Annotated in this window: 23 protein-coding genes and 1 pseudogene; 9 read left to right on the forward strand and 15 right to left on the reverse strand. The window is 60.6% G+C overall.

The annotated features are described in order from the left end of the window. The first annotated feature begins 108 nt into the window (after positions 1-108). Positions 109-1,020 (forward strand): LysR family transcriptional regulator, encoded by a 912-nt coding sequence (locus BLU11_RS13670; protein ID WP_090274278.1) that lies wholly within the window; start codon positions 109-111, stop codon positions 1,018-1,020. 81 nt (positions 1,021-1,101) lie between these two features. On the opposite strand, the gene BLU11_RS13675 is transcribed toward BLU11_RS13670, so the two are convergent. The 15 genes and pseudogenes from BLU11_RS13675 to BLU11_RS13745 form a co-directional block, all read right to left on the reverse strand. Further along, entirely contained in the window at positions 1,102-1,860 is a 759-nt protein-coding gene (locus BLU11_RS13675) for an iron ABC transporter ATP-binding protein (RefSeq protein ID WP_090274280.1), read from the reverse strand. Then, positions 1,857-2,822 carry an iron chelate uptake ABC transporter family permease subunit gene (locus BLU11_RS13680; RefSeq protein WP_090274283.1) on the reverse strand — a complete coding sequence of 322 codons (966 nt, stop codon included), beginning with the start codon at positions 2,820-2,822 and terminating at the stop codon, positions 1,857-1,859. Before BLU11_RS13680 ends, BLU11_RS13675 begins: the two co-directional genes overlap by 4 nt. After that, entirely contained in the window at positions 2,813-3,769 is a 957-nt protein-coding gene (locus BLU11_RS13685) for an iron chelate uptake ABC transporter family permease subunit (protein ID WP_197674198.1), read from the reverse strand. Before BLU11_RS13685 ends, BLU11_RS13680 begins: the two co-directional genes overlap by 10 nt. A gap of 86 nt (positions 3,770-3,855) precedes the next feature. Next, a complete protein-coding gene (locus BLU11_RS13690) occupies positions 3,856-4,785 on the reverse strand; it encodes a siderophore ABC transporter substrate-binding protein (protein ID WP_090274287.1) in 930 nt (309 codons plus the stop codon). Positions 4,786-4,984: 199 nt separating this feature from the next. Continuing rightward, the gene (locus tag BLU11_RS13695) at positions 4,985-5,560 is read right to left on the reverse strand and encodes a YceI family protein (protein WP_090274290.1); all 576 of its coding nucleotides are present in this window, start codon (positions 5,558-5,560) and stop codon (positions 4,985-4,987) included. Positions 5,561-5,586: 26 nt separating this feature from the next. Continuing rightward, on the reverse strand, positions 5,587-6,141 hold the full coding sequence (locus tag BLU11_RS13700) for a cytochrome b (protein WP_090274293.1): 555 nt from the start codon (positions 6,139-6,141) through the stop codon (positions 5,587-5,589). A gap of 275 nt (positions 6,142-6,416) precedes the next feature. Continuing rightward, on the reverse strand, positions 6,417-7,211 hold the full coding sequence (gene trpC / locus BLU11_RS13705) for an indole-3-glycerol phosphate synthase TrpC (protein ID WP_090274295.1): 795 nt from the start codon (positions 7,209-7,211) through the stop codon (positions 6,417-6,419). After that, positions 7,208-8,257 (reverse strand): anthranilate phosphoribosyltransferase, encoded by a 1,050-nt coding sequence (gene trpD, locus BLU11_RS13710; RefSeq protein WP_090274297.1) that lies wholly within the window; start codon positions 8,255-8,257, stop codon positions 7,208-7,210. Before trpD ends, trpC begins: the two co-directional genes overlap by 4 nt. A 20-nt stretch (positions 8,258-8,277) precedes the next feature. Beyond that, the gene (locus BLU11_RS13715; RefSeq protein ID WP_090274299.1) at positions 8,278-8,874 is read right to left on the reverse strand and encodes an aminodeoxychorismate/anthranilate synthase component II; all 597 of its coding nucleotides are present in this window, start codon (positions 8,872-8,874) and stop codon (positions 8,278-8,280) included. A gap of 10 nt (positions 8,875-8,884) precedes the next feature. Then, positions 8,885-10,363 carry an anthranilate synthase component I gene (gene trpE, locus BLU11_RS13720; protein ID WP_090274301.1) on the reverse strand — a complete coding sequence of 493 codons (1,479 nt, stop codon included), beginning with the start codon at positions 10,361-10,363 and terminating at the stop codon, positions 8,885-8,887. 70 nt (positions 10,364-10,433) lie between these two features. Beyond that, positions 10,434-11,216, reverse strand: a pseudogene (locus tag BLU11_RS13725) (phosphoglycolate phosphatase). A gap of 1 nt (position 11,217) precedes the next feature. Next, positions 11,218-11,892, reverse strand: coding sequence for a ribulose-phosphate 3-epimerase (gene rpe / locus BLU11_RS13730; RefSeq protein ID WP_090274305.1), 675 nt, complete (start codon positions 11,890-11,892; stop codon positions 11,218-11,220). 89 nt (positions 11,893-11,981) lie between these two features. After that, a complete protein-coding gene (gene djlA, locus BLU11_RS13735; protein ID WP_090274308.1) occupies positions 11,982-12,767 on the reverse strand; it encodes a co-chaperone DjlA in 786 nt (261 codons plus the stop codon). 3 nt (positions 12,768-12,770) lie between these two features. Then, the gene (gene murU / locus BLU11_RS13740; protein ID WP_090276506.1) at positions 12,771-13,448 is read right to left on the reverse strand and encodes an N-acetylmuramate alpha-1-phosphate uridylyltransferase MurU; all 678 of its coding nucleotides are present in this window, start codon (positions 13,446-13,448) and stop codon (positions 12,771-12,773) included. Between the two features lie 2 nt (positions 13,449-13,450). Further along, entirely contained in the window at positions 13,451-14,440 is a 990-nt protein-coding gene (locus tag BLU11_RS13745) for an aminoglycoside phosphotransferase family protein (protein ID WP_231702206.1), read from the reverse strand. A gap of 190 nt (positions 14,441-14,630) precedes the next feature. Here BLU11_RS13745 and BLU11_RS13750 point away from each other — a divergent pair, with 190 nt between their 5' ends. From BLU11_RS13750 to BLU11_RS13785, 8 genes are all read left to right on the forward strand, one after another. Next, on the forward strand, positions 14,631-17,288 hold the full coding sequence (locus BLU11_RS13750) for an LPS-assembly protein LptD (protein WP_090274312.1): 2,658 nt from the start codon (positions 14,631-14,633) through the stop codon (positions 17,286-17,288). Further along, a complete protein-coding gene (locus BLU11_RS13755) occupies positions 17,278-18,567 on the forward strand; it encodes a peptidylprolyl isomerase (protein ID WP_090274314.1) in 1,290 nt (429 codons plus the stop codon). The genes BLU11_RS13750 and BLU11_RS13755 overlap by 11 nt, the downstream gene beginning before the upstream one ends. Further along, positions 18,568-19,560: a 4-hydroxythreonine-4-phosphate dehydrogenase PdxA gene (gene pdxA, locus BLU11_RS13760; protein ID WP_090274316.1), complete on the forward strand. Its 993-nt coding sequence runs from the start codon at positions 18,568-18,570 to the stop codon at positions 19,558-19,560. It abuts the gene before it with no gap. Beyond that, positions 19,557-20,369, forward strand: coding sequence for a 16S rRNA (adenine(1518)-N(6)/adenine(1519)-N(6))-dimethyltransferase RsmA (rsmA, locus tag BLU11_RS13765; RefSeq protein ID WP_090274318.1), 813 nt, complete (start codon positions 19,557-19,559; stop codon positions 20,367-20,369). The genes pdxA and rsmA overlap by 4 nt, the downstream gene beginning before the upstream one ends. Next, positions 20,362-20,745, forward strand: coding sequence for a Co2+/Mg2+ efflux protein ApaG (apaG, locus tag BLU11_RS13770; protein ID WP_090274320.1), 384 nt, complete (start codon positions 20,362-20,364; stop codon positions 20,743-20,745). The genes rsmA and apaG overlap by 8 nt, the downstream gene beginning before the upstream one ends. A 7-nt stretch (positions 20,746-20,752) precedes the next feature. After that, a complete protein-coding gene (locus BLU11_RS13775) occupies positions 20,753-21,565 on the forward strand; it encodes a symmetrical bis(5'-nucleosyl)-tetraphosphatase (protein ID WP_090274322.1) in 813 nt (270 codons plus the stop codon). A gap of 52 nt (positions 21,566-21,617) precedes the next feature. Next, positions 21,618-21,938 carry a thiosulfate sulfurtransferase GlpE gene (gene glpE, locus BLU11_RS13780; protein WP_090274324.1) on the forward strand — a complete coding sequence of 107 codons (321 nt, stop codon included), beginning with the start codon at positions 21,618-21,620 and terminating at the stop codon, positions 21,936-21,938. A 301-nt stretch (positions 21,939-22,239) separates the two neighbouring features. Beyond that, on the forward strand, positions 22,240-24,162 hold the full coding sequence (locus BLU11_RS13785) for a PrkA family serine protein kinase (RefSeq protein WP_090274326.1): 1,923 nt from the start codon (positions 22,240-22,242) through the stop codon (positions 24,160-24,162). The last annotated feature ends 33 nt before the right edge of the window (positions 24,163-24,195 follow it).

Consider the following 24,195-nt stretch of genomic DNA (forward strand, 5'->3'; position numbering starts at 1 on the left):
CATGCTGTCAGCTGCAAACCAACCCGGCGAGGCCTGACAACGTCCAGCCTCCACGGCCAGCGTAGCGCTTGCAGCTCAAAGCGTGCCGCTGCTCAGCAGGAGCCCCCCTTGCGCCGAAAAATCCCCCCGACCCAGGCATTGGTCTGCTTCGAATCTGCCGCCCGACATGAGAGTTTTACCAAGGCTGCCGATGAACTGGCGCTGACGCAGAGCGCGGTATGCCGACAAATTGCCAACCTGGAGAGCTTTCTCGATATCCAGCTGTTCCGCCGCACGCGCCGCGGCGTGCGCCTGACGGAGGCCGGCCAGACCTATAGCCGGCGCATCGCCAACCGGCTGGACGCCGTGGAACGTGACACCTTGTCGGTGATGGGCAATCACGGTACCGCGACTCTGGAGCTGGCGCTGGTGCCGACCTTCGGTACGCAATGGTTGCTACCACGGCTCAGTCGCTACCTTGTGCAACATCCGCACGTGACCATCAACATGACCAACCGCACCCGGCCCTTCCTGTTCGCCGACACCGAGTTCGATGCGGCCATCTACTTCGGCGATGGAGAATGGTCGGGTACCGAAGTGCATTTTCTGATGAACGAGTCGCCGGTGCCCGTGTGCAACCCCGGACTGCTGGCGGGCCAGGCGCAACTCACAGCGGAGCAGATCAGCCAGCTGCCCTTACTGCAACAATCTACCCGTCCCTACGCCTGGCGCCAGTGGTTCGCCGCCGCCGGCATGCGGGTGGAGCATGACCTGAACGGCACCCGACTGGAGTTGTTCTCCATGCTGGCCCAGGCTGCCATGCATGGCATGGGGGTGGCGCTGATCCCACCTTTCCTGATTCGCAGCGAATTGGAGAGCGGCAAACTGGTCATCGCCTGTCCGCACAGCTTCGACAGCAGCAATGCCTATTATCTGGTGATTCCCGAGCGCAAGGCCGAGTCAGCCACGCTGCAGGCATTCAGGGATTGGGTAATCGGTGAAGCACAAGCGTATGGGCAAGAGGCCGGTGCCGTCTCGTAGCGCCCACTGGCTTGGTGGGGGCGGCCTCGACCGCGAATGGGCCTGACAGGAAAGCTTCGCGGGCAAGCCCGCCCCACAAGATCAGCGGTAATAAGTGCAGATGCGCTGCCCATCGACCTCGTGCACATTGATCTCCATCTCATACAGATCACGCAACACGTCACCACGGATGATTTCCTGCGGCGTGCCCTGATAGGCCGGCTGTCCCTGGCGCATGGCAATGATGTGATCGGAATAGCAGGAGGCGAAGTTGATGTCGTGCAGCACCACCACCACGGTCTTGCCCTTCTCATCGGCGGCGCGGCGCAGCAGCTGCATCATGTCCACGGCAAAGCGCATGTCGATATTGTTCAGCGGCTCATCCAGCAGCACATATTCAGTGTCCTGACACATCACCATGGCGACATAGGCGCGCTGCCGCTGGCCGCCGGACAACTCGTCGATCGGCCGGTCGCGGTATTCATTCAGCCGCAGGTAGTCCATGGCCTCGTCGACATGGCGCAGGTCTTCGGCGGTCAGCCGTCCGCCCGAATGCGGGAAGCGGCCGAAGGCGACCAGATCCCGCACGGTCAGGCGCAGTGCGGTCTGGTTGTCCTGGCGCAGAATGGACAGGCGCCGAGCCAGCTGATTGCCCGGCGTACGGGTAACGTCCATGCCGTCAACCATCACAGTGCCGGCACTCATCGGCGTCAGGCGGCTGATCATCGATAGCAAGGTCGACTTGCCGGCGCCATTGGGCCCGATGATCGAGGTGAAGCCACCTCGGGGAATGCTCAGGCTGACATCATCGACGACCAGTACATCGCCATAGCGTTTGGATACGCCCCGGGTTTCAATCATTGTCTGACTCCGCGCATCAGCAGCGCTATGAACAGCAGGCCGCCGGCCAGTTCGATGACCAGCGCCAGCGGCAGGGTTGAGGACAGCAGGTGCTCCAGCAGCAGCTGACCACCGACCAGGCAGATAATGCCCGCCAGCACACTGGCCGGCAGGGTCCAGCAGTGTTTCTGGGACCCGGTGAACCAGTAGGCCAGATTGGCAATCAACAGACCGAAGAACAGCGTCGGCCCGACCAGCACCGTAGCAACCGACACCAGAATGGCGATCACCGCCATGACCCCGAGCACCACCCACCCGTGGGCCACCCCCAGATTGATGGCGATATCGCGCCCCAGACTCAGTACATCCAGGCTCCGCCACCAGCGCCACAGCAGCAGTCCCGCCAGCGCCAGAGCTACCGCGGCAGCGCCGAGCAGTTGGGTGTTGACCCGACTGAAACTGGCCTGGGCGACACCGGCACTGATACCGAATTCGCTCGGATCAAGCACCCGCCCACCCAGCTCCGTCAACTCACGGAACAGCATACCGGCCAGCATGCCGAGCAGTATCATCAGGTGCAGGCTGCGTACCGAACCGGAGAACAGCAGGCGAAACACCAGCAACGCCATCGCCACCATCAAAAGGACCTGCACAGCAAAGCGCAGCGAAGGTACCCATTCGGCCAGAACACTGCCGCTCAGCACCAACAAGGTCAGTGTGTTGACCAGCACATAGAGCACATCGAAGCCCATCAGCGAGGGGGTCAACAGACGGCTGTGGGTGATGGTCTGAAACAGCACGGTGGACACGCCGATGGCGCAGGAAGTGAGTAGCAACGCCAGCAGGCGACTGCCGCGGTATTCGACAATGAAGCCCCAGTCGGCCTGCACATTCACCGTCATGAAGCCGAGCATGCACAGCAGCGCGAGCACTCCCAACAGCAGTACCCGGGTGGCCGGACGACGCCACAGAGTCAGGACCATTTCGCCCTCCCCTGCAACAGCACCGCAAGAAACACCACGCAGCCGCCGATCGACAGCAGGTTGGACGAAGGCACTTCATAGGGGTGGATCAACAGTCGACCGAGCAGGTCAGCTGCCAGCAGCAATGCGGCTCCCAGCAGCGCCATCAGCGGCACCGCCCGGCGCAGATTGTCGCCGGCTACCAGCCGCACCAGATTCGGTGCCACCAGGCCGATAAAGGGAATCACCCCGGCGGTTACCACCACGCTGCCAACGATCATGCCCACCAGCACCACCCCGGTGCCCATCAGCAGCGAGTAGTTCACGCCGATATTGGTGGCAAAATCACGGCCCATGCCGATCACGGTGAACCGATCCGCCAGGATCATCGCCGCCACCGTCAACCCGGCTGCGACCCACAGCAGCTCGTAGCGCCCGCGCAAGATGGCCGAAAAATCACCGCTGTTCCAGGCCCGCAACGACTGTGACAGGTCGAAATGGTGGGCGATCAGCCCGCTGGCGGCATGCACCACCCCGGCCATTACCAAACCGACCAGAGGCACGATCAGCGCCGAGCGCAGCGGCATGCGCTGCAACACACCGAGAAACAGCAGGACGCCGCCGGCAGCGAAGGCGCTCACCACCAGAAACCGCGCCCACAGCGGCAACCCCTGGGGCAGCACGATAGCCAGCACCAGCATGCCCAGCGCCGCAGCCGCCATGGGCCCGGTGGTCGAGGTATCTACCAGCCGGTTGCGCGCCATCATCTGCAGAATCGCTCCGGCCACGGCCAATGCCGCGCCGGCGAGAATCAAGGCAATGGTGCGTGGCAGGCGGCTGACGAAGAGGATCTTCGAGACCCGGTCATCCGGGTCGGCGGTGAAGACATTCAACAGGTTCATGCGGCTGGCACCGACGTTCAGACTGCACAACGCCAGCACCACGACCACCACTGCGAGCAATAACAAACAGAGGGCACCCTTGCCGGGCGCCCTCTGTGATGAAGAAATAGAATGTGACATGCATCCTGCCTGAACATCGAAAGGGCGATGACTCAGCGCGCCGCGGAGAACACCTTGATCAGTTCATTGACGCTGTTCTGCATCACGCCGATACCGCTGTTATCCAGCAGATACCAGCTGGCCGGGTCCAGATAAACGATCTGATCCTTGCTGCCGGCACTGGTGGCCTTGACCAGCTCGTTATCCATCAACTCGGCAGCCGCCGTGCCTTCACGGCCGATAGCCGCATCCCGGTCCATCACGAACAGCCAATCCGGGTCCGCTTCCAGCAAAAACTCGAAGGACACGGCTTGGCCATGCCGACCGGTTTTCAGATCATCCACCGCCTGCTCGACACCGAACACGTCATGGATCAGGCCGAAGCGGGTGCCCTTGCCGAATGCCGCCATCTTGCCGCCGGTTGTGAGCAGCAGCAGGCCGTCGCCCTGCTTCTCGGTCAGGCCGCGCAACTCAGCCACAGAGGCCTGCAACTGGGCGACCAGCTCGGCTGCCTTGTCCTGCTTGCCGAACACTTCACCCAGCAACAGGGTATTGCGCTCGACACTGCCCAGCAGGTCGTTCGGGTCCGGTGTCAGATCAATAGTAGTGCCGAACCTGGACACTTCGTCGTACTTGCCCTGGGCCCGACGACCGAGAATGATCAGGTCCGGCTCGGCATTCTTCAATACCTCGAAATCCGGCTCGAACAGACTGCCAGCACGAATGAACTCGCCTTCGCGATATTGCTTGAGTACTTCTGGCGGATTGGAGGAAGGAATGCCGCTGACCGTTACACCCAATTGAGCCAAGGTATCCAGCGTCGACCAGTCCAGCACCACCACCTTCTGCGGCTGCACCGGCACCTCGGTCCGACCACTGGAGTGGGTAACCGACACATTCTCAGCCATAACCGCGCCGGCTCCCAATGCGAGCGCAACACAGACTCCAGACAGAACAGCAAAACGGGAAAGACCTGACAGCATGACAACTCCTTTTACCGACCATAAGCCAAGACCTTAGACCTCCCCTGCCTCGGCAGCAGAGCGCCTTCAGGCACCGGCAAGTCGCGGGTACTTAAGAATAATTATTGTTTGCGATCCTAGCGGAACCGCTTTGCCAGTGCAATCAGCCAGATACAGAAAGGCGAGCCCGCAGGCTCGCCTTCTGGTACCGCACTACCGCTTACTGGCGAATGCCTTCAATGGTCAGATCCAGCTCGACCACTGCAGAGGCCGGCCCCAGATCCATGGACACATCGTAGTCGGCCAGTTTGAAGCTGGTGGTGCCTTCAAAGCCGGCACGGTAGCCGCCCCAGGGATCGTCACCTTCGCCGATGAAACGTGCGTCGATCACCACCGGCTTGGTGACACCGTTGAAGGTGAAGTCACCGGTGACCTTGGCGGTATCTTCGCCGGTCATTTCCACACCAGTGGAAACAAAGGTCGCATCGGGATACTTGCCCACGTTCAGGAAATCATCACTGCGCAGGTGCTTGTCACGCTCGGCGTGGTTGGAGTCCACGCTGGCGGTGTTGATGGTCACATTGACCTTGCTGTTTTCCGGGTTCTCGGCGTCCCAGCTGAAGGTGCCATCAAAATCATTGAAGCGGCCGTGCAACATGCTGAAACCCATGTGCCCGGTCTTGAAGTTGATGAAGGCGTGCTGACCTTCCTTGTCTATCTGATAATCAGCCGCGTACAGCGAGCCAGACAAAGCCATCAGGCCACCCAGAGCGATACCCGAAAAAATCTTCTTCATGCTTGTTTCTCCTTTGATTCAGTCAATTACCGCGCTCGCATGCCCAGCATGCGGCGCAATGTGTCGTCACGATCAAGAAAGTGATGCTTGAGAGCGCCCAGGGCATGCAGCGCCGCCAATCCCAGTACGCCTATCGCCACCCAGTAATGCACTGCCCCGGCACGGTCGGCTTGATTAGTCAGTCCGGTTATCGAGGCGGGAATATCGAACCAGCCGAATACACTGATGCCCTGCCCTTTGGCGGTGGAAATCAGGTAGCCGCTGATCACGATCACAAACAGCATCAGGTATAGCAGCCCATGCACCACCCCCGCCATGCTTATTTCCCAGCGCTTGTGGTTGGGCAGATGCGCAGGGCGCGGATTGCTCCAGCGCCATACCAGACGCAACAGCATTACTGCGGCCAGCGTTATGCCGATGCTTTTGTGCCAGAACGGAGCGCTTCGGTAATAGGGGCTGTAGTAACTCAGGTCAGTCATCCATAACCCGAGTATGGCCAGACCGATCACCGTCAGCGCCACCACCCAGTGCAGCAGAATGGCCACCGACCCATAGCTGTTCTGTGTGTTTTTCAGTTGCATTGGAGAACGTCCTGTATTGGATGATGTGAGAGATCATACATCGGTACAGGAAAACAAAAAGCGCAAATAGTGGGGAGAGAATATCGAATTTTATGATAGGTTCTGCGGTGCACTGCTTTTGGCGGAACAAGTGCAGGGCCGCACTTCCCGGACCGTTTGGTGGCTAGGGATAGCCACCAATGAGCGCCCATGGATGGCTTGAGCGTGTCCGGGCAGGGTGGGTGCCAGCGCAGCGTTGCACACACCGACCACACCACCAAGCATTCGCTTCAGTCTTAGAAAAACAGACGTCTCAACTCTGCACCCGGATCAGCGGCACGCATGAAGGCTTCGCCGACGAGGAAGCTGTACACCTCGTTATCCAGCATCAGCTCAACATCGGTGCGAGTGAGGATGCCACTTTCGGTGACGGCCAGGCGGTCAGCTGGCACGCGGGGCAACAGTTGCAGCGTGGTATCCAGCGAGACTTCGAAGGTGTGCAGGTTACGGTTGTTGATGCCCACCAACGGCGTGTCCAGTTTCAGCGCACGGTCGAGCTCGGCACCGTCGTGTACCTCGACCAGCACATCCAGCCCATGCTCGACAGCCACGGCATTCAGTTCGGCCATCTGACCGTCTTCCAGCGAGGCCACAATCAGCAGTATGCAATCGGCGCCCATGGCGCGGGCTTCAACCACCTGGTACGGATCGACCATGAAGTCCTTGCGGATCACCGGCAGATCACAGGCCGCGCGGGCCTGCTTGAGGTAATCAGAGCTGCCCTGGAAGAAGTCCACATCGGTCAGCACCGACAGGCAGGCGGCACCGCCCTGCTGGTAGCTGGCAGCGATGTCGGCCGGGTTGAAGTTTTCGCGAATCACGCCCTTGCTTGGCGAGGCTTTCTTGATCTCGGCAATCACCGCCGGCTGCTTCAGCGCAGCCCGCTTACGCAGGGCATCGGCAAAGCCGCGGGGTGCATCGGCACTGGCGCACAGCGCCTCCAGTTCTGCGAGTGATACCTTGGCCCGGTTTTCCTTCACTTCTTCATACTTGCGGGCAACGATGTTTTCCAGAATGGTCGGCAAGCTCATTTCAGCAGCGCCTCCTCGCGAAAGATTTCAGTAAAGGAGGCCAGTTCGGCCAGTTTTTCCCGGGCCATGCCCGAGTAGAGCGCGTCGGAGGCCAATTCCACCCCTTCTTTCAGCGTCGACGCGACATCCGCCGCATAGAGCGCGGCGCCGGCGTTGAGGATGATCATGTCCGCGGCCTTCTCGCCGACTTCCGTTTCGCGCTTGCCCAGCGCATCACGGATCAGCTTCAACGAGGCTTCCGGGCCTTCCACGGTCAGACCGATGAGGCTGCGACTCTTGATACCCAGCTCCTCGGGGCTGACTTCGTATTCAGTGACCTTGCCGTCTTTCAGCTCGGCGATGTGCGTCGGCGACGCGAGGCTGATCTCATCCAGGCCATCGCGCGAATGCACGATCAATACGTGTTGGCTGCCAAGGCGACCCATCACTTCAGCCATGGGCCGGCACAGCGCCTTGCTGAACACGCCGATCACCTGGTGTTTGACGCCAGCCGGGTTGGTCATCGGGCCGAGCATGTTGAACAGCGTACGCATGCCCAGCTCGCGGCGCGGACCCACCGCATGCTTCATTGCACCATGGTGGGCGGGGGCGAACATGAAGCCGACGCCGACGTGTTCCACGCAGCGCGCCACCTGTTCAGGGGTCAGGTCCAGATTGATGCCAGCCGCCTCCAGCAGATCGGCACTGCCGCTCTTGCCGGATACCGCGCGGTTGCCGTGTTTGGCCACCTGGCCGCCGGCGGCGGCCACGACAAAGGCTGCCGCAGAGGAGACGTTGAAGATATTTGCGCCATCACCACCGGTGCCGCAGGTGTCGACCAGGTTGTCTCCCGGGATGACCACATTGGAAGCCAGTTCACGCATGGCCAGCGCCGCGCCGGTGATTTCGTCCAGGCTTTCACTCTTCATACGCAGTGCGACCAGCATGCCGCCAATCTGCGCATCCGTGCACTGGCCGGTCATGATCTGCCGCATCACGTCCTGCATTTCCTCGGTGGACAGGTCGATCTGTTCGACGACCCTGGCCAGTGCTGTGGTGAAATCCATATTGCTCTCCTGATATTCGTTCAGCTGCGCATTCCGCCTTGCTGTTTGAGAAAGTTGGCCAGCAGTTCGTGGCCTTGTTCGCTGAGGATGGATTCGGGATGAAACTGCACCCCTTCGATCATGTACTGGCGATGGCGCAGACCCATGATCTCATCCACAGTGCCGTCCGCGTGCTGCGTCCAGGCGGTCAACTCCAGACAGTCCGGTAGCCTATCACGCTGCACTACCAGCGAATGGTAGCGAGTCACCGTCAGCGGATTGGCCAGGCCGGCGAACACACCCATGCCCCGGTGATAGACCGGGCTGGTCTTGCCATGCATGGCCTCGCGGGCGCGGACCACCTCGCCGCCAAAGGCCTGGCCGATGCTCTGGTGACCCAGACAGATACCGAGGATCGGCAGCTTGCCGGCAAAGTGCTTGAGTGCCGGAACCGATATGCCCGCTTCGTTGGGCGTGCAGGGGCCGGGGGAAATGACGATGCGCTCCGGTTGCAGAGCTTCGATCTGCTCGATGCTCAGCTCGTCGTTACGCACCACTTTCACCTCGGCACCCAGCTCGCCGAGGTACTGCACCACGTTCCAGGTAAAGGAGTCGTAGTTGTCGATCATCAATAACATGGGCGGCTCCTCACTTGGCAGCTTGTTCGGCCAGCGCTACGGCACGGAACATGGCGCGGCGCTTGTTGATGGTTTCTTCCCATTCCAGCTCAGGTACCGAGTCGGCGACGATGCCGCCGCCGGCCTGCACGTGCAGTTCGCCGTGTTTGATCACCGCGGTGCGGATGGCGATAGCGGTGTCCATATTGCCGTTCCATGCCCAGTAACCGACAGCGCCGCCATAGACGCCGCGTTTGACCGGCTCCAGCTCATCGATGATTTCCATGGCACGGATCTTCGGCGCACCGGATAGAGTCCCGGCTGGCAGGATCGCACGCAGCGCGTCCATCGCAGTCAGCTCCGGACGCAGCCGGCCCTGCACATTGGAGACGATGTGCATGACATTCGAGTAGCGCTCGATGATCATCTTCTCGGTCACCTGCACCTGGCCAATCTGCGCCACCCGGCCGACATCATTGCGCCCCAGATCGATCAGCATCAGATGCTCGGCCAGTTCCTTGGCGTCAGACAGCAGATCCTGCTCCAGCGCCAGATCGGCTTCTTCGGTAATACCCCGTGGCCGGGTGCCGGCTATCGGCCGCACCGTGACTTCGCCTTCTTCCACCCGTACCAGTACTTCGGGCGAACTGCCGACCACATGGAAATCGTCGAGGTTGAAGAAGTACAGATAGGGTGTCGGATTCTGACTGCGCAGCGCGCGGTACAGATCGATCGGCGCAGCCTTGAAGTCGATGCTCATGCGCTGCGATGGCACCACCTGCATGCAGTCGCCGGCGAGAATGTACTCTTTGACGGTATCGACAGCGTTCTGATAATCCTCGCGGGTGAAGCTGGCACGGTATTGCAGATCGCGCTCAGCGACGGCGGCAAGATCGAGACCGGGGCGCGGAGTGAAAGGAGCGGCCAGTTGCGCCAGCAGTTGATCCAGCCGGCGATTGGCCTGTTCCCAGGCATCGGTATTGGCCGTATCAGCCAGCACGATGACGTGCAGCTTGCCAGCCAGGTTATCGAACACCACCACCTCATCGGACACCATCAACAGGATATCCGGGTTGTTCAGCGGGTCGGGATTCGGCGAGTCGCCCAGGCGGCGCTCCACATAACGTACGCAGTCATAGCCGAAGTAGCCCACCAGACCGCCGTTGAAGCGCGGCAGACCGGGAATGCTCGGCACCTGATAGCGCGCCTTGAACTGCTCGACAAAGGCCAGCGGGTCATCGCATTGATGGGTTTCGGTCTCGACGCCATCCACCTGCACGCTGGCGGTATAGCCATGCACCTTCAATACGGTGCGGGCCGGCAGGCCGATGATCGAGTAACGCCCCCACTTCTCGCCGCCCTGTACGGATTCGAGCAGGTAGGAATAAGGCGCATCGGCCAGTTTCAAATAGATGGACAACGGCGTGTCCATGTCAGCCAGCACTTCGCGCACGACAGGTACGCGGTTGCAATGCTGGGCAGCCAGGCGGAGAAATTCATCTTGAGTCATGATCAGCCTCACGGGCGGGTAGATGTCACACACAAACCGAGGGCCTGCGCAGAAGGCAGGCGACAGAATATCAGGAACGCCAACGCCAGCGGGCGAACGCCTTCATCATTCCCATCAGTATGCGGTTGCTGACAAACACGGCTGATCCATCGATTGAAAAAGTAACCGCCCAAGACTATATGAGCGCATCGAGTGAATCAACCAGCAGGTCCGGGTTCTCCAGCGCGACCGGGCGGCCGTGATTGTAGCCATAACTCACCGCCACCACCCTGACATCGGCGGCGCGGGCCGCCAGTACGTCGTTGCGCGAATCGCCGACAAACAGACTCTGCTGTGCGGTTACCCCACCAGCGGACATGACCCGCAGCAACCCTGCTGGATCGGGCTTCTTCACCGGCAGCGTGTCACCGCCAATGATCCAGTCGAATTCGCCCAGGCCCTTTTCTTTCAGCAGCGGCGCGACAAAGCGTTCGGGTTTGTTGGTGATGACTGACAGCAATACGCCGCGTTCACGCAGCCAGCCCAGCAGCTCTGGCACACCGGCATAAACAGTGGTAGCTGCATGGCCGCCCGAATACGCCTGCATGAAGTCAGCCAAGGCCGCCTGGGCTTCGGCCTCATCGACCTGGGCGTGGTCGATACTGCCGGCCAGGGCGCGACGTACCAGCACGAGAGCGCCGTTTCCGACCCAGTTTTTCACTTTGGCCACACCCGCGGCCGGGCGCCCGCGCAATGCCAATACTTGGTCCACCGCCGCCGCCAGGTCGGGCACCGAGTCAACCAGAGTGCCGTCCAGATCGAACATCACCAGGCGTGGCAACTCGCCGCCGAACAGCCGCTGCAAGGCGCTCATGTCAGCGCTTTACCTGGGCCAGTTCAGCACGCATCTGGTCGATCACAGTCTTGTAGTCCGGCGCGTTGAAGATCGCCGAGCCAGCCACGAAGGTGTCGGCACCGGCTTCGGCCACCTGGCGGATGTTCTGCACGTTCACACCGCCATCGACTTCCAGACGGATATCCCGGCCGCTGGCATCGATCAATGCCCGCGCTTCGCGCAGCTTGTCCAGGGTCCCGGGGATGAACTTCTGTCCGCCGAAGCCGGGGTTGACGCTCATCAGCAGGATCATGTCGACCTTGTCCATCACGTATTTCAGCGCATCCAACGAGGTAGCCGGATTGAATACCAGCCCGGCCTTGGCGCCACCTGACTTGATCAGCTGCAATGAGCGGTCAACGTGGTCACTGGCTTCAGGATGGAAGGTAATGAAGGACGCACCGGCTTCGAGGAAATCACCGATGAGGCGGTCCACCGGACGCACCATCAGGTGCACGTCGATGGGCGCAGTGACGCCATATTTGCGCAACGCGGTGCACACCATGGGGCCGATGGTCAGGTTGGGTACGTAGTGGTTGTCCATCACATCGAAATGGACGATATCGGCACCCGCCGCCAGCACCCGGTCCACATCTTCCCCGAGACGGGCAAAGTCGGCGGACAGAATGGACGGGGCAATTGCGTAATCAGGCATGGCAGACCTCAGAGGATAATCGGAACCGAGATATTCTACCCTGTCGGGTGCTATTCGTGGGCCACTCCTATATGAAAGCGCCTGACGTTTCACCTGAATCCGCGGTAGCGCTTTACCTTCTCGTACGCCTGTTGAATACGGTGCACCTGTTCACTGGCGGCGGCGAGTTCGGCTTCGCTCACTCCTCCGGCCATCAGTTTATCCGGGTGGTGGCGGCTGAGCAGCCGGCGATAGGCGCGCTTGATCTGCGCGGGCTCAGCGTTGAGCTCAACACCGAGAATACCAGCCGCCTGCTGCAAGCCGCCGCCGGTAGTGGCAGGCGCGGCACCTCCCGACTGGTGGCGCTGATGACGCTGGCGCATCCTCTGCTGCTCCGCCTTGCTCAGTCCGGCCAGCGCTGCCCAGCGGCCCAATAACTGTTGCGAGGCCACGCTTGGCTGCCGATGCACCAGCGCCATTCGCCAACAACAGTCCAGCAACTCGGCATTACGCCCCGGCTGCTGCCGGCAGAGCCGCCGTAATTGCCGTTCCACCCGCGTGGCCGGCAGCTTGCCCCGATTGAAGCTTTCCATTGCAGCCAGCCGCTGCGGCTCGTCCAGTCGATACTGACGCATCAACTCCCGGGCCAGCTGTAGATGCTCGGGCGTGACTCGGCCGTGCGCCTTGGCCACCCGCCCCAGACACAGAAACAGCACCTGATGAAATTCCGGCTTCAACCCCAGCCATCGGGCCAGCTGCGCCGGCAGCTCCGACCAGCGCCGCAGCCCCCAATGCCGGTCCAGAGCATGGCCGAGTACACCACCGAGAACAGCGCCAGGCACACCGGCGACCACGCCACCAAGCAGAACTCCCGCAACGGTCACCGGCCACAGCATCTATCAGATCTCCCTGGCATACTGATCTGCCAGCCGCAGGCGTTCCGGGGTGCCAACGTCAATCCAGTTGCCGGCGTAGCGTTCGCCACTGATGAGTCCTCGCTCGGCAGCGGCACGCAACAGCGGGGCCAGGGGTTGCGGGCCGTCGACCAGACCGTCGAACAGCTGCGGCGACAACACAGCGATCCCGCTGTAGGTCAAGGCGCTGCCCTGTTCGGCCTCGGTAACCGGATTGGCTATCACTCCCTCTCTGAGCAGAAAATCGCCGCGCGCCTTGAAGGGCGGATTGTCGACCAGCATCAGATGCGCCAGCCGCCCCTCAGGCAACCGCAGCCCGGAAAAGTCGAAATCAGTCCACACATCGCCATTGACCAGCACAAAGGGCTCATCACCCAGCAGAGGTAACGCTCGCAGAATACCGCCAGCGGTTTCCAGCGGCCGCTCCTCCGGCGACCAGTTGATCTGTACACCATACACAGCGCCATTTCCGAACGCCGCTTCAAGTTGCTCTCCCAGCCAGGCGTGATTGATGACCAATCGATCAAGCCCGGCCCGCTGCAGCGCTTCGATATGCCACTGAATCAGCGGCTTGCCGGCAACCGGCAGCAAGGGCTTGGGGGTATGCAGGGTCAATGGGCGCATGCGCTCGCCCTTGCCTGCGGCCAGGATCATTGCCTTCATCATTACAGCTCCAGACTGCCCAGCAGGCGCACCAGTGGCGCCAGGCGGGCGTCAGCGGAGCAAGCTTCGCGCAGGTATTGGATGAAGCGCGGAGCGTCCTCCAGATAGTGAGGCTTACCATCGCGATAGCGTATGCGGGCGAATATACCCAGTACTTTGAGATGGCGCTGAACGCCCATCAAGCGTGACTGACTGAGAAAGTCGTCAAACCGCTCCGGCAGATCGATGCCCGCCGCGCGCGCCTGCTGCCAATAACGCTGAATCCAGCTCTCACGTTGGGCCAGCGGCAAATTGAAGAAAGCATCGGCAAACAGCGAGGTCACGTCATAACTGGCCGGACCGTACAAGGCATCCTGAAAATCCAGCACACCGGGCTCACCCGGCGCTGTCATCAGATTGCGCGGCATGTAGTCGCGGTGCACGAACACCTTGCTCTCGGCCAGATGGCTGTCCAGCAACACAGAGCACAGGGCAACCCAGTCCGCGCGCTGCTCTGCGTTCAGCTCTCGCTGCAGATGCCGGCCAACGAACCAGTCGGGAAACAGTTCCAGCTCGCGGCGCAGCACGGCCTCATCGTAATCCGGCAACTCAGCGGGCCGACTGCTTGCCTGCCAGCGCACCAGGGTACTGATGGCGCCCGCGAACATGTGCTCGAGCTCTGCTTCTGTGATGCCCGCCTGGATACTCTGCAGATAGGTGCACGCACCAAGATCTTCCATCAATAGAAAACCCTGCTGCGGATCGGCGGCCAGAATAGCCGGCGTTTTCACCCCGGCGCTGGCCAGCAGACCGGCGATGCGCATGAAGGGCCGCACATCTTCCTGCTCCGGTGGTGCGTCCATGATGATCAGGCTGTGCACCCCGTCACTCCAACGGAAATAGCGACGAAAGCTGGCATCGGCGCTGGCTGGGGCCAGCTGCCCGGCACCCTCTTCAGCCCAGTTCTGACGGTTGCGCGCCTCGGACAATGCCGAGGGCAACCATGCTTCCAACAAACTTCGTCTTGCATCCACCATTGGGTTCCTCAGCTTCCAAACAGACCGGCACTGGCTCTGGCGCCTCACAATGCTTTATTATCCACGATCTCGATACGCAGAAGCAGCATGCATGTTGCAATTGCCTCGCACAAGTTCCCGAGTCATCGCGAGCCTGCACGCCCGACTGAAACCCGGATAACTATAAATGGCCTACCCTAAACCTCCGTTCCGCCCTTCCTTCTCCCTGTTGCTGGCAAGCGGTTTGCTGCTGGCGCAACCCGTCGTCGCGCTTGCCGCCGCGCAGGTCGAATGTCGTGCCGGCAGTGATGGCAGCTGGGTCTGCGCCCCGCTGAAAGCCACCGCAGAGTTGCCGCCACGACCTGGAAAACCCGTTGTGCGTGCTGCCGAGGCCGAGCCTCGCCAGCGTGTCAGCGAAACCCGCCAACCCGCTACCCGGCCGCCAATAGAGAATTTCAGCGAGCTTGACTGGGTGCCTCGCGACCAATTGACCGCTACCCAGCGCGCAGCCATTGCCCCTTATTGCAGCGGTGACTACATCGAGCCGCCACGGGCCGGCCGGGATGACGATACGCCCTTCGATGAGTTGCCGGTCTATGCCAGCGCCGATTCCAGCAGCTTCGAGCAGCGCAACCAGACCGGTACTCTGCAAGGCGATGTACTGCTGCAACAGGGCCGTTTGCAGGCACAGGCCAACGAGGCCAGTTTCGACCAGAACAACAATCTCGTCCGACTGAATGGTGACGTGCGCCTGCGCGATCAGGGCGTGCTGGTGCTGGGTGATCGGGCGCAGATGCAGATCGACAGCGGCGAAACCCGCATCGAAGAAGTGCGCTATGTGGTCCATGACGCCAATGCCCGTGGCAGTGCTGAAAAGCTGATGCGCCGTGATGATGCCGTCATTGTAATGACCGATGGCAGCTATACCACCTGCGACCCCGGCCGCAATACCTGGAGCCTGCACAGCGATGATATCGAACTGGACCAGGAGAAGGGATGGGGCGAGGCCAAGCATGTCACTCTCAAGGTCAAGGATGTTCCGGTGTTCTATACCCCGTACATCTACTTCCCGCTGGATGACCGTCGCCAGACCGGCCTGCTGCCGCCGTCCATCAGCAACTCCACCGACAACGGCACCGAACTGGTCACGCCCTACTACATCAACATTGCGCCGAATTACGATGCCACGCTGTACCCACGCATGATGAGCAAGCGCGGCATGCAGATGGAAGGCGAATTCCGCTACATGCAGCCGGACCACGAAGGACAGCTCAGCGCCTCCTTCCTGGATGACAAGGAATACGACGATAACCGCTGGCTGTATGGCTGGGAACACCTGGGCGGTCTGCAGAGTCGCTGGACCACCGAGGTCGAGTACTTCGATATCAGCGACCCCTTCTATTTCCAGGACCTGAACAGCTCGCTTGATGCCCGCAGCGACACCTATGTCAATCAGCGCGGCGCCATGACCTACCGAGGCAATGGCTGGCAGTTCCAGGCCGCCCTGCACGCCTACGAACTGGCGACCATCACCTCGGTTACGCCCTATGAACGTCTGCCGCAATTGCGTCTGGATGGCGGTCACTGGTTGGGCGACAGTGGGTTCAAGGTCGACTATCGGGCCGAGTACGCCTATTTTGACAGGGATCTCGACCAAGGCTTCCTGATTGGGGAAGACGGCCTGCACCTTGATGCCTTAGGTAATGCCATTCTGACGCCCGATGAAAACCTTATCGGTCTACAGCGCGCCACTGGCCATCGCGTCAGCCTGAGCCCACGCATCAGCTATCCCATGCAGAACAGCTGGGGCTACTTCACCCCGGCCACCCGCCTGCAGTCGACTTATTATGATCTGGACTTCGACGCCCGCGGTGACGGCTTCGATTATGCCGGCGCCGATACCACCCCCTCCAGCACCATTCCCGTGGCCAGCCTGGATGCAGGACTGTATTTCGACCGTGACATCAGTTGGTTCGGCAGAGACCTTCGCCAGACCCTGGAGCCCCGCGCCTTCTATCTGTATGCGCCGGACCGCGACCAGGATGACCAGCCGCTGTTCGATACCAACGAGAACACCTTCAGCTACAACGCGCTGTTCCGCGATGATCGTTTCAGCGGCAACGACCGCGTCGGCGATGCCAACCAGCTGGCACTGGGTGTGACCAGCCGGGCGCTGGAAAGCAATGGAGTGGAGCGCGCTCGCGCCAGCTTCGGGCAGATCCTGTATTTCGAGGATCAACGCGTGCAACTGCTCAATACCGAAGGTCAGCGTCGCGAGGAGAACGACAGCTCCACCTCCGCCTACGCTGCCGAGTTCATGTATCGAGTCAGCAATGCCTGGAAGCTGCGCGGCGACGCGCTCTGGGACCCCAAGGAGAACAATAACAACGCTGGCAGTCTGCTGGTCAACTATCAGCCCGAGCCGCGCAAGGTCATCAACGCCGGATATCGTTTCCGCAACGAAACCAATACCTTCAACGCCCTGACCGGTAGTTTCAATGAAGACGAGAACCGCCGTATCGACCAGTCGGACATGTCGTTCATCTGGCCGCTCAACCCACAGTGGAGCATGATCGGCCGCTGGCAGCATGATTTCGCCGGTGACCGAACCCTGGAAGCCTTCGGTGGTCTTGAATATGAAAGCTGCTGCTGGAAGCTCCGCTTCATTAACCGTTACTGGGTCGACTACAACGAGTTCGAATCGGTTACCCGTGATGAAGGCAACCGCGGCATCTTCCTGCAGGTGGTCCTCAAAGGGCTTGGCAGCGTTACCGGCAATCGTGTCGAAAGTCTTCTGGACGAAGGCATCCCTGGCTACAGAGAGCGTGAAAACAATGCATTTTAAGTTACACCACAAGCTGGTCGGCCTGTGCGCCGGCCTGCTGCTCAGCACCGGCCTGCAGGCTCAGATGGTCGAACTGGATCGGGTCGCCGCCATCGTCGATAACGACGTCGTCATGCAAAGTCAGGTGCAAGAGCGGTTGAATACCATTCGCCAACAGTTGGATGAACGGGGCACCGAGCTGCCCCCCGAAGACGTGCTGCGCACCCAGGTGATTGACCGGCTGGTGCTGGAAAGCATCCAGTTGCAGATGGGCGAACGAGCCGGTATCCGCATCGACGACACCAGTCTCAACCAGACCATGCAGCAGCTGGCCGAGCGTAATGGAGTGAGCATGGAACAGTTCCGTGCCACGCTTGAACGTGACGGCATCAGCTATAACCAGGCACGCGAGCAGATCCGCCGCGAGATGATCATCAACCGCGTGCGCCAGCGCCGGGTGGCCGAGCGTATCCAGGTGAGTGATCAGGAAGTACGCAACTTCCTCAATTCCGAAATGGGTCGCTATCAGACATCCGCCGATTACCGTCTGGCCATGATTGTCCTGCCGGTATCGGAAAACGCCAGCAATGAAGAAGCGCGCAGCAAAGCCGAGATCGCCAATGAGATCTACCAGGAGCTGAGCGAAGGTGCGGACTTCACTCGCCTGGCTGTCAGCCGCTCTGGCGGAGAACATGCCCTCGAAGGTGGTGAGCTGGGCTGGCGCAAGGCGGCTCAGCTGCCACCGGCCTTCGCCAATGCAGTGGACGAACTGGAAATCGGCGGGACCACGCCTCCCCTGCGCTCGCCCGCAGGCTTCCACATCCTCAAGCTGCTGGAAAAGCGTGGCGGGGATAACCTGCTGGTGGACGAGTTCAATGTGCGCCACATCCTGATCAAGCCCAGCGAGATCCGCAGCGAGGCAGAAACCGCCCAGCTGATCCAGCGCCTGTACGAACGTATCCGCGCCGGCGAATCCTTCGAGACCCTGGCGCGCTCCTTCTCGGAAGATCCGGGTTCGGCGCTCAACGGTGGTTCGCTCAACTGGGTTACTGCCGACGCCATGGTTCCCGAATTCCGCGAGGTCATGACCACCACGCCGGAAAACCAGATTTCCGCGCCCTTCCAGAGCCAGTTCGGCTGGCATATTCTGCAGGTGCAGGGGCAACGTCAGGTCGATATGACCGATGAAATGCGTGAACAACAGGCCCGCAACCTGTTGCAGAACCGCAAGTTCGATGAAGAGCTGCAAACCTGGTTGCTGGAAATCCGTGACGAAGCCTATGTTGAGATTAAAAGCTAAGTGACTGCCTCCGCCATTGCTCTGACCGCCGGCGAACCCGCCGGCATCGGTCCTGATCTGTGTCTGCTGCTGGCTCGTGAGCCCTGCGCCCATGAACGTGTGGTCATCGCTGATCCCGACCTGCTTGCAGAACGCGCCCGCCAGCTCGGTCTCGATATAGAGCTGCGACCCTACGACCCGACACGCCCACCGGCGGCCCAGCAGGCCGGTCAGCTCAGCGTCTTGCCGGTGTCTCTGGCCGCGGCCTGCCAGCCGGGCAAGCTGAATCCGGCCAACGCACGCTATGTGCTGGAAACCCTGCGCCTGAGTGGCCAGGGCTGCATCGATGGGCAGTTTGCCGCAGTAGTGACAGCGCCCGTGCACAAGGGTGTCATCAATGACGCCGGGGTGCCCTTCTCCGGACATACCGAGTTCTTCGCCGATCAGACCGGCACCGAGCAGGTGGTGATGATGCTGGCCTGCCCCGGCCTGCGGGTGGCCCTGGTCACCACGCATCTGCCCCTGCGAGAGGTAGCCGATGCCATCACTCCAGAAACATTGGAGCAGGTGATACGTATTCTGCAGCAGGATCTGCGCCGCAAGTTCGGTATCGGTGAGCCTCGCATCCTGGTCTGCGGCCTCAATCCCCATGCCGGGGAAGGCGGTCATCTGGGCCGCGAAGAAATTGACATCATCATTCCACTGCTCGAGCGCCTGCGCGGCGAGGGCATGTTGCTGGACGGTCCCTTACCGGCCGATACGCTTTTCACTCCCAAACATCTGGATCATGCCGACGCGGTATTGGCGATGTATCACGACCAGGGGCTGCCCGTGCTCAAACACAAGGGCTTTGGCCAGGCCGTAAACGTGACGTTAGGACTGCCGATCATCCGCACCTCGGTAGACCACGGCACAGCGCTGGATCTGGCCGCCACCGGACGTGTTGACGTAGGCAGCCTGACCGTCGCCCTGAACACCGCCATCAGCATGATCGAAGCCCGAGGCCGGCAATGAACGAATTTGCTCCACACCGGGCGCGCAAGCGTTTCGGTCAGAACTTTCTGCACGATCACGGCGTGATCAATCGCATCCTGCGCGGTATCGCTCCGCGTGAAGGCCAGCGCCTGGTCGAGATCGGCCCGGGCCAGGGTGCCCTTACCGAAGGCCTGCTCGCCAGTGGTGGTCGGTTGGATGTGGTCGAGCTGGACCATGATCTGCATCCGCTGCTGCTCGCCCACTTCGGTGGTAACCCGCAGTTCACCCTGCACAAGGGCGACGCCCTGAAATTCGACTTCCGCTCCCTGGTTCAACCAGGCGAGAAGCTGCGGGTCGTAGGCAACTTGCCGTACAACATTTCCACGCCGCTGATGTTCCATCTGCTGAAGCAGTCCGACTGCATCGCCGACATGCACTTCATGCTGCAGAAGGAAGTAGTGCAGCGTCTGGCCGCCGGCGCCGGCATGAACCACTACGGTCGTCTGGGCATCATGGTGCAATACCATTGCCAGGTGGAGCACCTGTTCGATGTGGGTCCGGGCGCCTTCAATCCGCCGCCCAAGGTTGACTCGGCGATAGTGCGATTGACGCCCCACGCGACCTTGCCGCACCCCGCCGATGATCCACAGGTGTTGGAACTGATCGTTCGCGAAGCCTTCAACCAGCGCCGCAAGACCATGCGCAACACGCTCAAGGGTCTGCTGGATGCCGAGGCTATCGCCGCTGAAGGAATCGACCCGACACTGCGTCCGGAACAGGTCGACCTTGCCGGATTCGTGCGCCTGGCCAATCGGCTGGCCCAGCAACAGCGAGCCAGCCATGATTGATTCGCAGCTGCACAGCATTGTCATCGATACGCAACCTCGCTATCTGAGCGAACAATCCGATCCGGCGACCAAACGCTTTGCCTTTGCCTACACCATCAGCATTCACAACGCCGGCCAGGTGCCGGTGCAGCTGCTGGACCGGCACTGGCTCATCACCGACGGCAATGGCAAGGTTCAGGAGGTACGTGGTGATGGCGTCATCGGCGAGCAGCCAGTTATCGAGCCCGGCGCCAGCCACATATACACCAGTGGCTGCCTGCTCGAGACCCCGGTAGGCACCATGCAGGGCAGCTATGGTATGCGCAGCAACACAGGAGTCGATTTCCGAGCCCCGGTCACGGTCTTCCGTCTGGCCAAACCCAACGCACTCAACTGAGACCAGTATGGCCGTATACGCTGTCGGAGATATCCAGGGCTGCTTCAAGCCGTTGCAATGCCTGCTTCAGGAAGTGGACTTCAATCCTTCGCGCGATACGCTCTGGGCAGTGGGCGATCTGGTCAACCGTGGCCCCGACTCGCTGGCCACCCTGCGCTATCTGGACAGCTTGGGCAATGCCTGCATAAGCGTACTGGGCAATCACGACCTGCACCTGCTGGCCGCCGCCCATGACATCAAGCGTCTGCGCAAATCCGATACGCTACTCCCCATATTGCGAGCTCCCGATCGAGACCACTTGCTGTATAACCTGCGCCAGCGTCCCCTGGCGCATATGGACAGCGAGCGAGGCCTGATCATGACCCATGCCGGCGTACCGCCGATCTGGAGCGCCCAGGACACCCTGGCGTTGGCTGCCGAGGTCGAAGCGGTACTGCGTTGCGACCAGCAACTACCCTGCTTTCTCGACGATATGTACGGCAACGAACCGGCATGCTGGAGTCCTGAACTGGACGGCACAAAGCGCCTGCGGGTGATCACCAATTACCTGACGCGCATGCGCTTCTGTCGGCCTGACGGCACCTTGGATCTCAAGTCCAAGGACACGCCCGGCCAAGCCCCACAAGGTTATGTGCCCTGGTTCACCCTACCCCGCCGTGACCCCGAGATCGGCATCATTTTCGGCCACTGGGCTGCGCTGGAGGGCAAGGTGGAGGTTCCCGGCATTCATGCACTGGATACCGGCTGCGTATGGGGCAATCAATTGACATTGATGAATGTCGACACCGGTGAAAAACGCCACTGCTCGTGCCACGATTGACCGCCACCAACAGCTGCCCTAGGCTTCGCACATACCCTCACCGGAGCACATCATGAGCGATTTTCAGCGTATCTCCCCCGAAACCGCAGCCCAGCTGCTGGCCGCGAATGCCCACACAGTGGACATCCGTGACCCGCAAAGCTATCACGCTGGCCATATCCGCGACGCCGTACGCCTGGACAACGATAATGTGCAGGAATTTATCTCCTCTGCCGACCAGCAAAGACCCTTGGTCGTCTGCTGCTACCACGGCAATTCCAGCCAACAGGCCGCCGCCTGGCTAGCCGGCATCGGCTTCAGCGAAGTCTACAGCCTGGATGGCGGCTTCGAGCTCTGGCAACAGCAATACCCCGATCTTGTCAGCCGCGACTGAGCGGCTTCCTGCCTGCAATTGCACATTTTTTCACACATCCTCTGTCACCCTCGCGCAAACCAACTATCCTGAAAGCAAGGCAATCAAATAATTCAAAGCAACGCCGGTCCACCGGCTTCCGATAACAGGGAAGCAAGTCGATGTGCAGCGCCGACCTGCCTTCGACCCACTTCCCGGGCCTTGTCTGCAGGCAGTAATGGGGGGATTTGCGCATGCCATCAACTTTGCCCTTCGCTGCGTGGCAGATGGGTTCCTACCCGGAAGTCTCGGACCTAATTTTCAGTGAAAGCGAGGTCGCGCCATGAGCATATTCAGTCATTTCCAGAGTCGATTCGAGACCACCCAGCAGGAGGAAATGTCCCTGCAGGAGTACCTTGATCTGTGCAAGGCCGATCCCTCTACCTATGCCACCAGCGCCGAGCGACTGCTGATGGCCATCGGCGAGCCGGAGCTGATTGATACCTCACTGGACCCGCGGATGTCGCGCATCTTTTCCAACAAGGTGATCAAGCGCTACCCCGCCTTTGCTGACTTCCACGGCATGGAAGATGCCATCGAGCATATAGTGTCGTTCTTCAAGCACGCCGCTCAGGGCCTGGAAGAGCGCAAGCAGATCCTCTACCTGCTCGGCCCGGTGGGCGGCGGCAAGTCGTCCATTGCGGAAAAACTCAAAGCGCTGATGCAGCAGGTGCCCTTCTATGCCATCAAGGGCTCGCCGGTTTTCGAATCCCCCCTGGGGCTGTTCAATGCAACGGAGGATGGCGCGATCCTCGAAGAGGACTTTGGCATTCCCCAGCGTTACCTGACCAGCATCATGTCGCCCTGGGCGGTCAAACGTCTGCATGAATTCAATGGCGACATCAGCCAGTTCCGTGTGGTCAAACTGTACCCGTCGATCCTGCAGCAGGTTGCTGTCGCCAAGACCGAGCCGGGCGATGAGAACAACCAGGATATTTCTGCACTGGTCGGCAAGGTGGATATCCGCAAACTGGAAGAATTTCCGCAGAGTGACCCGGATGCCTACAGCTATTCCGGAGCCCTGTGCCGCGCCAACCAGGGGTTGATGGAATTCGTCGAGATGTTCAAGGCACCGATCAAGGTGCTGCATCCGCTGCTCACCGCCACCCAGGAGGGCAACTACAACAGCACAGAAGGCCTCGGCGCGCTGCCCTTCAATGGTGTGATCCTGGCTCACTCCAACGAGTCGGAATGGCACACCTTCCGCAACAACAAGAACAACGAAGCCTTCATCGACCGAATTTACATCGTCAAGATCCCCTATTGTCTGCGGGTCAGTGACGAGATTCAGATCTATCAGAAGCTGTTGACCCACAGCTCGCTGGCCAGCGCCCATTGCGCCCCCGACACGCTGAAAATGCTCGCCCAGTTCAGTGTGCTATCACGCCTCAAGGAGCCGGAAAACTCCAACGTCTATTCGAAGATGCGAATCTACGATGGCGAGAATCTCAAGGATACCGATCCCAAGGCCAAATCGATCCAGGAGTACCGCGATACCGCAGGGGTAGATGAGGGCATGACCGGCCTGTCCACTCGCTTCGCCTTCAAGATCCTGTCCAAGGTCTTCAACTACGACAATACCGAGGTCGCCGCCAACCCGGTGCACCTGTTGTATGTACTGGAGCAGCAGATCGAACAGGAACAGTTCTCGGCAGAAGTCAGCGAGCGTTACCTGCGCTTTCTCAAGGAATACCTGGCGCCACGCTACGTGGAGTTCATCGGCAAGGAAATCCAGACCGCGTACCTGGAGTCCTACAGCGAATACGGGCAGAACATCTTCGACCGCTATGTGTTGTATGCCGACTTCTGGATTCAGGATCAGGAATATCGCGACCCGGATACCGGCGAGATTCTCGACCGCGGCGCCCTGAGCGAAGAGCTGGAGAAGATCGAGAAACCCGCGGGCATCAGCAATCCCAAGGATTTCCGCAACGAGATCGTCAACTTCGTGCTGCGCGCCCGCGCCCACAACAACGGCAAGAATCCCACCTGGCTATCCTATGAAAAGCTGCGGGTAGTGATCGAGAAGAAGATGTTCTCCAATACCGAGGACCTGCTGCCGGTAATCAGCTTCAACGCCAAGGCGTCCACCGAGGATCAGAAGAAGCACAACGACTTCGTTACCCGGATGGTCGAACGCGGCTATACCGAAAAACAGGTACGCCTGCTGTCGGAATGGTATCTGCGCGTACGCAAGGCGCAATAACGCTACTGCTACGCAGCACGGCCGGCTTCGTGC

Source organism: Halopseudomonas litoralis (assembly GCF_900105005.1).
Taxonomy (GTDB): Bacteria; Pseudomonadota; Gammaproteobacteria; order Pseudomonadales; family Pseudomonadaceae; genus Halopseudomonas; species Halopseudomonas litoralis.

Excerpts from the sequence above, each read along its gene's own strand:
- BLU11_RS13785 (WP_090274326.1), top strand. The coding sequence starts at position 22,240 with ATGAGCATATTCAGTCATTTCCAGAGTCGATTCGAGACCACCCAGCAG.
- djlA (WP_090274308.1), bottom strand. The coding sequence starts at position 12,767 with ATGCTGTGGCCGGTGACCGTTGCGGGAGTTCTGCTTGGTGGCGTGGTC.
- rpe (WP_090274305.1), bottom strand. The coding sequence starts at position 11,892 with ATGCCTGATTACGCAATTGCCCCGTCCATTCTGTCCGCCGACTTTGCC.
- BLU11_RS13690 (WP_090274287.1), bottom strand. The coding sequence starts at position 4,785 with ATGCTGTCAGGTCTTTCCCGTTTTGCTGTTCTGTCTGGAGTCTGTGTT.
- BLU11_RS13750 (WP_090274312.1), top strand. The coding sequence starts at position 14,631 with ATGGCCTACCCTAAACCTCCGTTCCGCCCTTCCTTCTCCCTGTTGCTG.
- trpC (WP_090274295.1), bottom strand. The coding sequence starts at position 7,211 with ATGAGCTTGCCGACCATTCTGGAAAACATCGTTGCCCGCAAGTATGAA.
- murU (WP_090276506.1), bottom strand. The coding sequence starts at position 13,448 with ATGAAGGCAATGATCCTGGCCGCAGGCAAGGGCGAGCGCATGCGCCCA.
- BLU11_RS13680 (WP_090274283.1), bottom strand. The coding sequence starts at position 2,822 with ATGGTCCTGACTCTGTGGCGTCGTCCGGCCACCCGGGTACTGCTGTTG.
- trpD (WP_090274297.1), bottom strand. The coding sequence starts at position 8,257 with ATGGATTTCACCACAGCACTGGCCAGGGTCGTCGAACAGATCGACCTG.
- BLU11_RS13695 (WP_090274290.1), bottom strand. The coding sequence starts at position 5,560 with ATGAAGAAGATTTTTTCGGGTATCGCTCTGGGTGGCCTGATGGCTTTG.
- BLU11_RS13675 (WP_090274280.1), bottom strand. The coding sequence starts at position 1,860 with ATGATTGAAACCCGGGGCGTATCCAAACGCTATGGCGATGTACTGGTC.
- BLU11_RS13755 (WP_090274314.1), top strand. The coding sequence starts at position 17,278 with ATGCATTTTAAGTTACACCACAAGCTGGTCGGCCTGTGCGCCGGCCTG.
- trpE (WP_090274301.1), bottom strand. The coding sequence starts at position 10,363 with ATGACTCAAGATGAATTTCTCCGCCTGGCTGCCCAGCATTGCAACCGC.
- glpE (WP_090274324.1), top strand. The coding sequence starts at position 21,618 with ATGAGCGATTTTCAGCGTATCTCCCCCGAAACCGCAGCCCAGCTGCTG.
- rsmA (WP_090274318.1), top strand. The coding sequence starts at position 19,557 with ATGAACGAATTTGCTCCACACCGGGCGCGCAAGCGTTTCGGTCAGAAC.
- apaG (WP_090274320.1), top strand. The coding sequence starts at position 20,362 with ATGATTGATTCGCAGCTGCACAGCATTGTCATCGATACGCAACCTCGC.
- BLU11_RS13700 (WP_090274293.1), bottom strand. The coding sequence starts at position 6,141 with ATGCAACTGAAAAACACACAGAACAGCTATGGGTCGGTGGCCATTCTG.
- BLU11_RS13775 (WP_090274322.1), top strand. The coding sequence starts at position 20,753 with ATGGCCGTATACGCTGTCGGAGATATCCAGGGCTGCTTCAAGCCGTTG.
- BLU11_RS13715 (WP_090274299.1), bottom strand. The coding sequence starts at position 8,874 with ATGTTATTGATGATCGACAACTACGACTCCTTTACCTGGAACGTGGTG.